Source organism: Paraburkholderia bengalensis (assembly GCF_037126505.1).
In the GTDB taxonomy this organism is placed as follows: Bacteria; Pseudomonadota; Gammaproteobacteria; order Burkholderiales; family Burkholderiaceae; genus Paraburkholderia; species Paraburkholderia bengalensis.
Window position 1 is genome coordinate 113,330 of record NZ_JACFYJ010000013.1, and the last position, 12,558, is coordinate 125,887.

The following is a 12,558-nucleotide window of genomic DNA, read 5'->3' on the forward strand; positions in this document are numbered from 1 at the left end:
GCGTGACCTTGTCGTTTGCGTGGGCTTCCGGCAGGTTTCGCGCATTCGCCCTACAATGGCTCGAACGTCATAAGCAAAGCTCGCCGCGTGCAATGGACGCCTGCCATGGGCGCCAGCGGCGGCGGCCCGTCCCCGCGCGCAGCGCGACGGCGCTCAATCCCTACGACAGCCTCATTGCCATGTTCACGAGACTCCGCGAAGACATCGCCACGATCCGCGAGCGCGATCCCGCTGCCCGCAGCGCTTGGGAAGTCCTCACGTGCTATCCAGGCCTGCACGCGCTGGTGTTTCACCGGTTTGCGCATGCGTGCTGGCGCGCTAAGCGGCGCTGGCTTGCGCGCTTTGTCTCGCAGATCGGCCGCTTCATGACGGGCATCGAGATTCACCCGGGCGCGACGCTCGGGCGGCGCGTGTTCATCGATCACGGCATGGGCGTCGTGATCGGCGAGACGGCCGAAGTCGGCGACGACTGCACGATCTATCAGGGCGTCACGCTTGGCGGCACGTCGCTTACGCGCGGCGCCAAGCGGCATCCGACGCTCGAACGCGGCGTGATCGTCGGCGCGGGCGCGAAGGTGCTGGGCGGATTCACGATCGGCGCGGATGCGAAGATCGGCTCGAACGCGGTCGTCGTGAAGCCGGTGCCGGCGGGCGGCACGGCTGTCGGCAACCCGGCGCGTGTGATCATGCCGGCAGCGGCGAGCGCGTCGGCCACGGCCTCGTCCGGCGCCGACGTAAGCTCGGCGGCGCGTCCGGGGTTTTGCGCATACGGCATCACACCGAATGCCGACGACCCCGTTTCCCTCGCGATTCACGGGCTCATCAATCACGCGGCATCGCAGTCGCAGCGCATCGACGAGATCGTCGCGGCGCTGGAGCGTCTCGGCGCGAGTCTCGAGGCGCTGCAAGGCGCGGATGCCGCACTGCTGAATTTGCGCCGGTTGTCGGCGGCGCTCGAAGGCAAGGTCGAGGTGGTGGAACGTTGAGCGGAACGTTAAGCGGCGGGCGGCGAGGACGAGGCAGCTATCGCGTCGATGCCACGCGCCCGGGTGTTACTTGTCTAGCCGCAACGCCTTGATCCCTTCGGAATCGATGCGCACATAGCCGCCGCGGCGCTCACCATGATCGAGATCCCAGTCCGGCAGCACCCAGCGCATGCCGCCTTTCTCATGATGCAGCGCGGGCCGATGCGTATGGCCGTGAATGATGGTGGCCGTCCTGGTCTTTCTGAATAGCGCCGCGATGCCTTCCGACGTCACGTCGTAGCGGGGCGAGACGGGGCGCGCGCGTCCTGCTTCGCTCGATCGGCGCATCTTTTCTGCCAGCGCCTTGCGCCAGCGATACGGCCACACGAGAAACAGCCACTGCGCGAGCCGGTTACGTGCGAAGCCGCGAAAACGTTGATAGCCGCGGTCGGCCGTGCATTGCGCGTCGCCATGGGTGAGCGCGATCTTGGTGCCGAACGCGGTGATGACGAACGGATCGGGCAGCCAGATTGCGCCGGCCGCCTTCATGAAACGCTTGCCCAGCAGAAAGTCACGGTTGCCGTGCATGATGTAAAGGGCGATGCCGCGCTCCGACAGCGTATGCATCAGCTTGGCCATGCGGGCGGGAAAGGGCTCGGCGAGCATGTCGTCGCCGATCCAGTATTCGAACAGATCGCCGAGAATGAAAACGGAATCAGCATGCTCGGCCGTCACACGGATGAAATGCTCGAACGCAGCGACGGTGTGCGGAATCGCCTCGCTCAGGTGCAGGTCCGCGATGAAGAAGAACGGGCGCGCCGCGTGCGGGCGTTTGCCCTCGCCAGGCACGCCCGCGGCGACGCTTCGCAGCGGCGTTTCTTGCAGCATTGAAGTGTGCTTCTCTCAGTGGCTCATCGCTGGTTAAAGAATAAGCCGATTCACTGACCGGCACCCGCGCGTTGTCTTATTCGACGACGACCGCCTTTTCGATGATCACGTCGTCGACGGGCACGTCCTGGTGAAAGCCCTTCGAACCCGTCTTTACCTTGCGGATCGCGTCGACGACATCGAGGCCCTCGACGACCTTGCCAAACACGGCGTAACCCCAGCCCTGCGGCGTCGGCGACGAATGGTTCAGAAAGTCGTTGTCGTTCACGTTGATAAAGAACTGGGCCGTCGCCGAATGCGGATCATTCGTGCGCGCCATCGCAATCGAGCCCTTGACGTTCTTCAGGCCGTTGTTCGCCTCGTTCGCGATCGGCGTGCTGGTCGGCTTTTGCGTCATGCCAGGCTCGAAGCCGCCGCCCTGGATCATGAAGCCGTCGATCACGCGATGGAACACCGTGTTGTCGTAGTGGCCAGCTTTCACATAGGCGAGGAAGTTTTCGACCGTCTTCGGTGCTTTGTCGGCGTCCAATTCCAGCTTGATGACGCCGTGGTTCGTGTGCAGTTCGACCATGATGATTTCCTTTGGGTCTAAGTGAGTGGAGGGCGCGACGCGTCGCCGCCGAAGCGGCAACCGGCTCGCGCCCGTGGCATGGTTCGTTGCGGCGCCGCGCATGCCCACGATGGCTCGTTCCATCGCACGGCGCGCGTCGCCGTGTTTGCAAAATGCGTCGTCTGCGATCGGGCGCCGCGGCGCGGGCAGCCCGCTTGCTGCGCCGCCCGTGCGTCCATTGTCGGCGATATTGGCAAGGCGCATTGCCTGCCGCCGTCTACCGTCCGATTCGCTATCCCCCGTAGCCCGATTGGCACAACCCGCGTTGCTCAACCTGATTGCCCAACCTGGTTGCCGGTGTGAATCCGCCTGCCTTATTTGCTGACGATTGTCGCCGACTGGATCACGACCTGCTTTTGCGGCACGTCGTTCATCGGGCCGCGTGAAGCGGTCGGCGTTCCTTCGATCTTCTTCACGACGTCCATGCCCGCTGTCACCTTGCCGAACACCGCGTAGCCGTTGCCGTCCGGATTCGGATAGTCGAGGCCGGCGTTGTCGACCGTATTGATGAAGAATTGTGCCGTGGCCGAATTCGGATCGCTCGTGCGCGCCATCGCGATGGTGCCCGTCATGTTCTTCAGGCCGTTGCGGCTTTCGAGCGGAATTGGCGCGCGCGTGGGCTTTTCCGCGAAGCTCGTCGTGTAGCCGCCGCCCTGGATCATGAAGCCGGGAATTACGCGATGGAAGATCGTTCCGTTATATTGACCGGATTTCACGTAGTCGAGGAAGTTAGCGACGGTCTTGGGCGCTTTCTCGGGATACAGCTCGACGCGAATGTCGCCGTCCGACGTCTTGAAGAGAACGGACGGATGCGCTGCCTGTGATCCGTTCTGCGCAATTGCCGGTGCGTTCGCGATCAGGGCGGCGCTGCCGAGCGCCAACATCAACCATTTCATGTAAATCCTCGGGTGAAATCAGGGTGAATTCAAGTGAGACAAAAGGGCGCCGGACGGCGCCCGTCGACGCTCACTGCGACGGCGCAACATACGGCGGTACCGCGAGCGACCCGTTCGGGCCGCCGAACTGGAAGGCAGGCGTATTGACGATGTTCGGCGTGGCGCGATTCGTATAGTCGGTCTCGACAGCGGCAGGGGCGGCTTTCGTCGCAGCGGACGGCTTGCGCGGGGCGACGATCTTGTCGATGTCGGCGATACGCTGGGCCGTCGTGCCGTTGCCGACGCCCAGACTTTGCGCCCGCCGATACGCCTGACCCGCCATGCGCAGATACAGGTCGCCGAGATTCTCGTAGGCGAGACCATAACCGGGGCTCGCCTTGACGGCTGTCTCCAGCGCGGCGCGCGCTTCCGTGTAGCGCCCCTGCTTCGCGTAGAGCGCGGCGAGGTTGTTATACGGCTCGGGCAGTTCGGGGTAGGTCTGGGTCAGTTCGGTGAAGGCGGTAATCGCCTCGTCGTCGCGGTTCAGGCGCGCGAGCACCGTGGCGCGCTTGAACTTCGCCTGGGCGTCGCGCGGATTCGCCGCAATGCGCGCATCGAGTTGCGCAAGCGCGGCTGTCCAGTTCTTTTCCTGGATCGACGCATCGGCATCCGGCGTCATGTCGCGCACGGCGGGACCATGAGCGACGGTCGGGGCTTTCTGCGCGAAGGCAGGCGCCGATGGCAGGACCATGAGGGCGAGACCGCAGCACGCCGAGCCCGCAGCCGCGCTCAACGCGGCGAGCCAAGCGCGACGGCGCGACGCAGTCGAGGCGCGGGAGTTCGGGGCAAGCGCCGGGAAAGGCGCCGGAAAAAGCGCCGAACGGAGCGCCGACGCGCCTCGCGCACGGCCGCTGGAGTGTTTCATAGGCTCAGGTCGGGATGTTATACTCCGACCCATTCTAACAAAAGGTCTGCGCGTTCCGTGGAACCACAGACTGTCTTTCGCCACTCGTGGTCGTCTCCGCCTTGACGTCAGCCTGATCCCGCACCATTGCGCGACATGCTGTCAGTCATGCCGCCATGTCCGTCTTCATGCATGTCCTTGATTTGCGAGGTTGCATGGTTTCGTCCGGCGCGGTATCACCGGGAACAGCAAGCGGATTTCTTTCGGCCCACGCATCGTCTCTATGGAATCTCTGCGCATCTACAACACGCTCGCGCGTGACAAGCAAAATTTCGTGCCGCTTCATGAAGGTGAAGTGCGCATGTATGTCTGCGGGATGACGGTGTACGACTATTGCCACGTGGGCCATGCACGGGTGATGGTCGTATTCGACATCGTGCAGCGCTGGCTGCGCACGCTCGGCTACAAGGTCACCTATGTGCGCAACATCACCGATATCGAGGACAAGATCATCCGTCGCGCTGTCGAGAATGGCGAGTCGATCCGCTCGCTGACCGACCGCTTCATCAAGGCGATGCACGAGGATGCGGACGCGCTCGGCGTCGAGCGGCCCGACCTCGAGCCGCGCGCAACGGAATTCATTCCTCAGATGCTCGGCATGATCGCAACGCTCGAGGCGAACGGCTACGCCTATCAGGCCGCCGACGGCGACGTGAACTACGCCGTGCGCAAGTTCGCCAACTATGGCGCACTGTCGGGCAAGTCGCTCGAAGACCTGCGCGCGGGCGAGCGCGTGGCCGCCAACGACGCGAAGCAGGACCCGCTCGACTTTGTCCTGTGGAAGCAGTCGAAGCCCGACGAGCCGGCCGACACCGGCTGGGATTCGAAGTACGGGCGCGGGCGTCCCGGCTGGCATATCGAGTGCTCGGCAATGGGCTGCACGTTGCTCGGCGAGCATTTCGACATTCATGGCGGCGGCCAGGATCTGCAGTTTCCGCACCACGAAAACGAGATCGCACAAAGTGAAGGCGCTACGCGCCAAACCTTCGTCAATTACTGGATGCACAACGGCTACGTGCAGATCGACAATGAGAAGATGTCGAAGTCGCTCGGCAACTTCTTCACGATCCGCGAGGTGCTCGCGAAGTACGATGCCGAAGTCGTGCGGTTCTTCATTGCGCGCGCGCACTACCGTTCGCCGCTCAACTACAGCGACGTCCATCTCGACGATGCGCGCAGCGCGTTGACGCGTCTGTATACGGCACTGAAGGACACGTCGCCCGCAGCAGGCGAGATCGACTGGAACGAAGCGCACGCGCAGCGTTTTCGCGCGGCGATGAACGACGACTTCAATACGCCTGTAGCCGTGTCGGTGCTGTTCGAGCTGGCAAGCGAGGTGAACCGTACGCGCGATGCGTCGCTTGCACGTCAGTTACAGGGTCTTGCGCTTGTGCTCGGGCTGCTCACGCGCGAGCCGCGCGCGTTTTTGCAGCAGGCGGGGGGCAGTGTCGACGAGGGCGCGCTGGATGTCGCCGCGATCGAAGCGAAAATCGCCGCGCGCGTCGCCGCGAAGCAGGCAAAGGACTACGCCGAGGCGGACCGCATCCGCAAGGAATTGCTGGATGCCGGTGTCGCGCTCGAAGACAAACCGGGCGGGTTGACCGAGTGGCGTCGCGTTTGAGCGCACCTCGTACTTCCCACTGATCGACTCGCCAGGCAGGAGGCAGGATGGCAACGGCCACGAAGGCGCCGGCTAAACGGGCCGCGTCTGAATCGAACGCGGCAGCTAAGGTAAAGGCAGTGCGTGCGGGAAGCGGCGTCGCCGCGAAGGGCACGGCGAAGGTGGTGGTCAAATCGGCATCGGCGAAAGGCGTCAAGGCGGGCCTGCATGTCGCGCGCAAGACGGCGAGTTCGCACGGCGTGCTCGCGAAGCCGGCGCCGAAGCGTCTGTCGAATGGTGCGGATCAGTCCGAGCCGGCCGTCGTAAAGGCGTCGCGCGCGCGGGCCGCGCATGCGAAGGGCAATGGGGCGCTTGCAGCTGAACTTGCGGCCGATCTGCGCGATTTCCCGGTCGAAGGCCATGAAGCCGAATCGACGCGCAAGCCGCGCGTCGCGGCGTCATCTTCGGAAGGCGCGGAGCCGGCGCACGGCGAGCCGCAATCGGACGTCGTCACGCGTCCGGCGTATTGGGACAAGGCCTGCGCCGATCTCGTCAAGCGCGACCGCATTCTCAAGAAACTGATTCCGAAATTCGGCCCCGTGCATCTGTCGAGTCGCGCCGATCCGTTCGTCACGCTCGCGCGCTCGGTGGTCGGGCAGCAGATTTCCGTCGCGTCCGCGCAAGCGATGTGGCAACGCATCGTCGCCGCGTGTCCGAAGCTCGTTCCGCAGCAGATCATCAAGCTCGGTCAGGACAATCTGACGAGCTGCGGCGTGTCGAAGCGCAAGGCGGATTACATCCTCGATCTCGCGCATCACTTCGTGTCGGGCGCGCTGCACGTCGGCAGGTGGACGTCGATGGAAGACGAGGCGGTGATCGCCGAGCTCACGCAGATTCGCGGCATCAGCCGCTGGACGGCCGAGATGTTCCTCATCTTCGACCTGTCGCGCCCGGACGTGCTGCCGCTCGACGATCCCAATCTGATACACGCGATCAGCCAGAACTACTTCAGCGGCGAGCCGGTGACGCGCAGCGAGGCGCGCGAAGTCGCCGCGAACTGGGAGCCCTGGCGCACCGTCGCGACCTGGTACATGTGGCGCAGCCTCGATCCCGCGCCCGCCGGCAACTGAACAGTAGGAAAGAACCGACTCGGTCTATTGATTTGTTAAAATCAATAGATTCGAGACGGTTTTGACATGGCCGCGCGCGGTTAGAATACGCGCTGCCGGTAAGTCCAAGGATTAAAAACCAATGAAGACCACCTTTCTGGATTTCGAGCAGCCAATCGCTGAACTCGAAGCGAAAATCGAAGAATTGCGCTTCGTGCAGGACGATTCGGCCGTCGATATTTCGGAAGAGATCGAGCGGCTGTCGAAGAAGAGCCAGCAACTCACCAAGGATCTGTATACGAACCTGACGCCGTGGCAGGTTTCGCAAATCGCGCGTCATCCGCAGCGTCCGTACACACAGGATTACATCAACGAGCTGTTCACCGATTTTCACGAACTTCACGGCGACCGCTCGTTTGCGGACGACCTGTCGATCGTCGGCGGTCTGGCGCGTTTCAACGGCCAGCCGTGCATGGTGATCGGTCATCAGAAGGGCCGGGACACGAAGGAGCGCGCGCTGCGCAACTTCGGCATGCCGCGCCCCGAAGGCTATCGCAAGGCCGAGCGCCTGATGCGTCTGGCCGAGAAGTTCGGCTTGCCGCTCTTCACGTTCATCGACACGCCGGGCGCCTATCCGGGCATCGGCGCGGAGGAGCGCGGCCAGTCCGAAGCGATCGGCCGCAATCTGTACGTGATGGCCGAACTGAAGACGCCGATCATCTCGACAATCATTGGCGAAGGCGGTTCGGGCGGCGCGCTGGCGGTTGCCGTGGCCGACAGCGTGCTGATGCTGCAATTCTCGACGTACTCGGTGATTTCGCCTGAAGGTTGCGCGTCGATTCTGTGGAAGAGCGCCGCGAAGGCGCCCGAAGCAGCCGAAGCATTGGGTCTGACGGCGCATCGCCTGAAGGCGCTGAACCTGATCGACAAGATCGTCAACGAGCCGCTCGGTGGCGCGCATCGCGATCCGAAGGGCATGGCGGCTTTGCTGCGCCGTGCGCTCGCCGATTCGCTGCGGCAGTTCCAGGGCATGAGCACGGCCGATCTGAAGCAGCGCCGTTTCGAGCGCCTGATGGCCTACGGCAAATTCAAGGAAACGACGCCGGGCGCGTAAGCGCGCTTGCGTTCACTCCCGCAGGCGTTTCGCGCGCCGTCGCATCGTGACTTCCTCAGCTGACACACCCGCCGACCGCCTCGTTCTCGACGCGGTCGGTGCGTCGTTTACGGCATTGCCGCGCGAGGCCCGCATCGCTATCGCGTTCAGCGGCGGCGTCGATTCGACGGTGCTGCTCGATGCGGCGGTCTGTGTCGGCGGTGCTTCGCGCTGCATCGCGTTGCATATCCATCACGGTCTCAGCGCGAATGCCGACGCGTGGCTTGCCCATTGCGACGCGTTCGCGCGCGAGCGGGGCGTCGCGTTCGCGTCGGCGCATGTGGACGTGTCGCGCGCGGCGGGCGTGAGCATCGAAGCGGCGGCGCGCGACGCGCGTTATCGCGCGCTCGATGCGCTGTGCGAGCCAGTCGCGCACGCTGTGGCTCGCGCAGCATGCGGACGATCAGGCCGAAACGGTGCTGCTGCAACTGTTGCGCGGCGCGGGGCTGGCGGGACTCTCGGCGATGGCGCCCGAATACCTGCCGTCGGGCGCATCGGTGACCCGCGCACGTCCGCTGCTGCATTTGCTGCGCGCGCAACTGGAGCACTACGCGCACGCGCGCGACCTACGCTGGATCGACGACGAATCGAACAGCGACACGCGCTACGCGCGCAACGCGCTGCGCCACGACGTATTGCCAGCGCTCGCCGTGCACTTCCCGGGATTTCGGGATGCGCTTGCGCGCACGGCGGCGCACGCGGCGTCGGCGCAGCGTCTGCTCGACGATCTTGCACGCCTCGACCTGCAGACAGTGCGCGGCGAAGAAGAGGGCGCGTTATCGCGCGATGCGCTGCTCGCGCTCGACGACGAGCGCGCCGCCAACCTGCTGCGCTACTGGATGCGCTCGCTCGGTTTGCCCGCTGCGTCGACGGCGCGGCTGACGGACGCATTGCGCCAGTTGCGCGAGATCGGCGATGGGCACAGCCTGCGCGTCGATCACGCAGGGCAGGCGTTGCGCAGCTATCGCGGGCAAATTTATTGGGAAGCGGGCGACAGCGCCGATCCCGCCGACGAAACCTCGCTTGTCGAGCGCGTCGAAAGCGAGATGACGTGGCGTGGCGAAAGCGTGTGGCGCTTGCCGCAATGGCGCGGCACGTTCGTTTTTGCCGAAGCCGCCGCCGACGCCGCCGACGCCGTTCCGGCCGAAATGCTCGCACTGGCGCCTCTCATTGCGCGCTCGCGCCGCGGCGGGGAGCGGATGCGCTGCGTCGCAAGCGGCCCGAGCCGCACTTTGAAGAATCTTTTTCAGGAGCGCGGCGTGCCGTCGTGGAAGCGCGATGTGCCGCTGCTTTTCGCCGGAGACGAATTGCTGTTCGTGCCGCTGATCGGCGTGAATCGCGCGGTTTCCGGGAGCCTCGCGCCCGTGGCCAGCGCCCATTACATCCGGATCGAATGGCGAGAGGATCTGACGCTTGCCTGAACGCGAGCGGGCGTCCGGCGTCGGGATGACACGCATCTGCTGCTCCCGCTGACGCCCGACCGACCGGACGGCCATTGTCATACGCACGCAACATGGGCCGGAAATCCTTCTCGGACAAGCGTTTGCAGTGACTTTTGCCCGCCAGGCGGCTTGTCTTTTTATTGCCGATCAGGTAGGGTAACTTGTTTGCCCGACTCGCTTTTTGTCGCGCTTCCGGTTGTTCTCATGCGAATGCCCGGGCGCGCTCCAAGCCGTTAGCCATCCCGTTAGCGTCCGTCAGTCCTGTTTATCGGCAGGCATCGGCAGAGCCGCAAAGGGCAAATCCGAGGCAACCCCGGCATTTCCGCGCGTACTGCACGCGCGCTGCATCTGCGCCGCCACACTGCGCCGTCGTTCCCGAACGTTGTGCCCTGTGCTTTCTCTGTGCGGCCGTCTCCAGCGCGCCCGGCGCGGGCCGGTTGGCGTATCAGTTTCTCCTTCAGTTCAGAACGACAATGGCACTCATCGTACATAAATACGGCGGCACATCGATGGGCTCGGTCGAGCGCATCAAGAACGTCGCGAAGCGCGTCGCGAAATGGCACAAGGCAGGCCACAAGATGGTCGTGGTGCCTTCGGCGATGTCCGGCGAAACGAACCGCCTGCTGGGGCTCGCGAAAGAGATTTCGCCCCAGCCGAGCCCGCGCGAACTCGACATGATCGCGTCGACGGGCGAACAGGTCAGCGTCGGCCTCTTGTCCATCGCGCTGCATGACGCCGGCGTCGATGCCGTCAGCTACACCGGCTGGCAAGTGCCCGTCAAAACAGATAGCGCATTCACCAAAGCGCGCATCAGCGACATCGACGGCGACCGCGTGCTGCGCGATCTCGACGAAGGCAAGGTCGTGGTGATCACGGGCTTCCAAGGCATCGACCCGGAAGGCCATATCACGACGCTCGGCCGCGGCGGCTCGGACACGTCGGCGGTCGCGGTTGCAGCCGCGCTGAAAGCGGACGAATGCCTGATCTACACGGACGTCGACGGCGTCTACACGACGGACCCGCGCGTGGTCGAAGAAGCGCGCCGCCTGGACCGTGTGACGTTCGAAGAAATGCTGGAAATGGCCAGCCTCGGTTCGAAGGTGCTGCAGATCCGCTCGGTGGAATTCGCCGGCAAATATCAGGTCAAGACACGCGTGCTGTCCAGCCTGACCGATCCGCTGATGTCGCTCGACGAAGAAATGAAGTCGGGCACCCTGATTACTTTTGAAGAAGACGAAACCATGGAAAAAGCAGTCATCTCGGGAATCGCGTTTCAGCGTGACGAAGCCCGTATCGCCGTGATGGGTGTGCCCGACAAGCCGGGCATCGCATATCAGATCCTCGGCCCCGTCGCGGACGCGAATATCGATGTCGACATGATCATTCAGAACCAGAGCGTCGAGGGCAAGACGGCGTTCACGTTCACCGTCGGCCGCGGCGACTATCAGCGCGCGATGGACATCCTCACGAACCAGGTCAAGGGCCACGTGAGCGCGGAGCAGGTGCTGGGCGATCCGAAGGTGTCGAAGGTGTCGGTGGTCGGCGTCGGCATGCGCTCGCATGTGGGCATCGCGAGCAAGATGTTCCGCACGCTGTCGGAAGAGGGTATCAACATCCAGATGATCTCGACGTCGGAAATCAAGATCTCGGTGCTGATCGACGAGAAGTACATGGAGCTCGCGGTGCGCGCGCTGCATAAGGCGTTCGAACTCGATCAGGCTTGATCATGTTTGCGCATGCCGGTCACTGCGGCGATCGGCATGCGCAGGAAGGTTCGTGAAGATAATCGCGGGCAGCGTAGTGTGGTCGGAGAAGTGACATCGAATTGACACTTCTGGCATAAAAAGTGTGAAGTAAAAATTGACCGCTGCCTCGTAACCCGCTAATATCTTGGCTTCGTTGCGCTGCCTCCCTGGCGCAAGCGAAAGTTTGGGAGACGTGGCCGAGAGGTCGAAGGCACTCCCCTGCTAAGGGAGCATCTGGGCCAAAACCTGGATCGAGGGTTCGAATCCCTCCGTCTCCGCCAGAAATGGCGGTGGAACCCCGTAGAGCTGAGGCTCTGCGGGGTTTTGCTTTTTGCGCGTGTTTTGCGCGAATTCCTCTCGCGTGCATCGCTTCGCTGCGCGCTCAACTTCTGCAGTGCGCATCCGTAAACATCGGTATTGGCGCATTGTCCCGACGGTGTATGGCGCTTTTGTCTGGGATAGCCAAACGAACGCCAAACGAACGCCAAGCTGCTTACGTACCAATCGCGAACGCGATAGGGGAGTGTCCATGCACGCAACAGTGAAGGCATGGCGCATATCACCAAATCACTCGCGTGTAACCGGACGTTACGACACGCTTCATAAGGCGAAGTTATGCATCAGTTATTACAAAGTTGAAATATCGCTTGAATGTTGGTTTGTTATATTCGAATCAAGCAGTCGATAAACACAACTCCCGCAAAAGAAAGGTGAAACCATGAAGTCCATGCGTCTTATCCCGTTGATCGCCGGTGTGTTGGCGATTGGCGCATCGAGCGCGGCAATGGCTGGGGGACTGAACGTCGGTGTCAACATCGGTATTCCCGCTCCTGTCTACGTCGCGCCGGCGCCTGTGTACGCACCACCTCCGCCGCCTCCGCCGCCCGTCGTGTATCAGCCGGCGCCCGTCGTGGTCGCGCCCGCCGTCGTGGTCGGCTGGCATGGCGATCGTTACTGGGATGGCCGCCGCTACTGGGGCCGCGACGATTGGTACCGTCATCATGGCGGTTATCACGGCGGCCCGGGCTACTACCACGACCGAGGCCACCACAACGGCTGGCACTGATCGCACGGCGCACATGCCCAACAAAAAACCGCCCATCGGGGCTAATGCCGTTCAGTTAAGCACTGAACGGCATTTTTGCTTTTGACGCGGGAGGTGTTGTAAACGAGGCGCCGAGCTGTTAACTTTTCAGCGCGATGCTCT

Annotated in this window: 10 protein-coding genes, 1 tRNA gene and 1 pseudogene; 8 read left to right on the forward strand and 4 right to left on the reverse strand. The window is 63.3% G+C overall.

Annotated features, from left to right (window positions below):
- The first annotated feature begins 179 nt into the window (after window positions 1-179).
- Window positions 180-986: a serine O-acetyltransferase gene (gene cysE / locus H3V53_RS11200; protein WP_336597961.1), complete on the forward strand. Its 807-nt coding sequence runs from the start codon at window positions 180-182 to the stop codon at window positions 984-986.
- 66 nt (window positions 987-1,052) lie between these two features.
- Here cysE and H3V53_RS11205 read toward each other — a convergent pair whose 3' ends face one another.
- The 4 genes from H3V53_RS11205 to H3V53_RS11220 form a co-directional block, all read right to left on the reverse strand.
- On the reverse strand, window positions 1,053-1,853 hold the full coding sequence (locus H3V53_RS11205; RefSeq protein WP_054926660.1) for a UDP-2,3-diacylglucosamine diphosphatase: 801 nt from the start codon (window positions 1,851-1,853) through the stop codon (window positions 1,053-1,055).
- 76 nt (window positions 1,854-1,929) lie between these two features.
- Window positions 1,930-2,424, reverse strand: a complete 495-nt coding sequence (locus tag H3V53_RS11210) for a peptidylprolyl isomerase (protein ID WP_054926659.1) — start codon at window positions 2,422-2,424, stop codon at window positions 1,930-1,932.
- Between the two features lie 353 nt (window positions 2,425-2,777).
- The gene (locus H3V53_RS11215) at window positions 2,778-3,359 is read right to left on the reverse strand and encodes a peptidylprolyl isomerase (protein WP_336597962.1); all 582 of its coding nucleotides are present in this window, start codon (window positions 3,357-3,359) and stop codon (window positions 2,778-2,780) included.
- 70 nt (window positions 3,360-3,429) lie between these two features.
- The gene (locus H3V53_RS11220) at window positions 3,430-4,263 is read right to left on the reverse strand and encodes a tetratricopeptide repeat protein (RefSeq protein ID WP_336597963.1); all 834 of its coding nucleotides are present in this window, start codon (window positions 4,261-4,263) and stop codon (window positions 3,430-3,432) included.
- A 262-nt stretch (window positions 4,264-4,525) separates the two neighbouring features.
- Between H3V53_RS11220 and cysS the strand changes: the two genes are divergently transcribed.
- The 7 genes and pseudogenes from cysS (at window position 4,526) to H3V53_RS11255 (ending at window position 12,417) form a co-directional block, all read left to right on the forward strand.
- The gene (gene cysS, locus H3V53_RS11225; RefSeq protein ID WP_054926656.1) at window positions 4,526-5,923 is read left to right on the forward strand and encodes a cysteine--tRNA ligase; all 1,398 of its coding nucleotides are present in this window, start codon (window positions 4,526-4,528) and stop codon (window positions 5,921-5,923) included.
- 47 nt (window positions 5,924-5,970) lie between these two features.
- Window positions 5,971-7,032 carry a DNA-3-methyladenine glycosylase family protein gene (locus H3V53_RS11230; RefSeq protein ID WP_336597964.1) on the forward strand — a complete coding sequence of 354 codons (1,062 nt, stop codon included), beginning with the start codon at window positions 5,971-5,973 and terminating at the stop codon, window positions 7,030-7,032.
- 121 nt (window positions 7,033-7,153) lie between these two features.
- Window positions 7,154-8,125, forward strand: coding sequence for an acetyl-CoA carboxylase carboxyltransferase subunit alpha (locus H3V53_RS11235; protein ID WP_054926654.1), 972 nt, complete (start codon window positions 7,154-7,156; stop codon window positions 8,123-8,125).
- A 46-nt stretch (window positions 8,126-8,171) separates the two neighbouring features.
- Window positions 8,172-9,585, forward strand: a pseudogene (gene tilS / locus H3V53_RS11240) (tRNA lysidine(34) synthetase TilS).
- A gap of 494 nt (window positions 9,586-10,079) precedes the next feature.
- Window positions 10,080-11,330 carry an aspartate kinase gene (locus tag H3V53_RS11245; RefSeq protein ID WP_336597965.1) on the forward strand — a complete coding sequence of 417 codons (1,251 nt, stop codon included), beginning with the start codon at window positions 10,080-10,082 and terminating at the stop codon, window positions 11,328-11,330.
- Between the two features lie 208 nt (window positions 11,331-11,538).
- A tRNA-Ser gene (locus H3V53_RS11250) sits at window positions 11,539-11,632 on the forward strand.
- Between the two features lie 437 nt (window positions 11,633-12,069).
- Window positions 12,070-12,417: a hypothetical protein gene (locus H3V53_RS11255; RefSeq protein WP_054926651.1), complete on the forward strand. Its 348-nt coding sequence runs from the start codon at window positions 12,070-12,072 to the stop codon at window positions 12,415-12,417.
- Window positions 12,418-12,558 lie beyond the last annotated feature (141 nt).

Excerpts from the sequence above, each read along its gene's own strand:
- H3V53_RS11205 (WP_054926660.1), bottom strand. The coding sequence starts at position 1,853 with ATGCTGCAAGAAACGCCGCTGCGAAGCGTCGCCGCGGGCGTGCCTGGC.
- H3V53_RS11245 (WP_336597965.1), top strand. The coding sequence starts at position 10,080 with ATGGCACTCATCGTACATAAATACGGCGGCACATCGATGGGCTCGGTC.
- H3V53_RS11255 (WP_054926651.1), top strand. The coding sequence starts at position 12,070 with ATGAAGTCCATGCGTCTTATCCCGTTGATCGCCGGTGTGTTGGCGATT.
- cysS (WP_054926656.1), top strand. The coding sequence starts at position 4,526 with ATGGAATCTCTGCGCATCTACAACACGCTCGCGCGTGACAAGCAAAAT.
- H3V53_RS11230 (WP_336597964.1), top strand. The coding sequence starts at position 5,971 with ATGGCAACGGCCACGAAGGCGCCGGCTAAACGGGCCGCGTCTGAATCG.
- H3V53_RS11235 (WP_054926654.1), top strand. The coding sequence starts at position 7,154 with ATGAAGACCACCTTTCTGGATTTCGAGCAGCCAATCGCTGAACTCGAA.
- H3V53_RS11210 (WP_054926659.1), bottom strand. The coding sequence starts at position 2,424 with ATGGTCGAACTGCACACGAACCACGGCGTCATCAAGCTGGAATTGGAC.
- H3V53_RS11220 (WP_336597963.1), bottom strand. The coding sequence starts at position 4,263 with ATGAAACACTCCAGCGGCCGTGCGCGAGGCGCGTCGGCGCTCCGTTCG.
- cysE (WP_336597961.1), top strand. The coding sequence starts at position 180 with ATGTTCACGAGACTCCGCGAAGACATCGCCACGATCCGCGAGCGCGAT.
- H3V53_RS11215 (WP_336597962.1), bottom strand. The coding sequence starts at position 3,359 with ATGAAATGGTTGATGTTGGCGCTCGGCAGCGCCGCCCTGATCGCGAAC.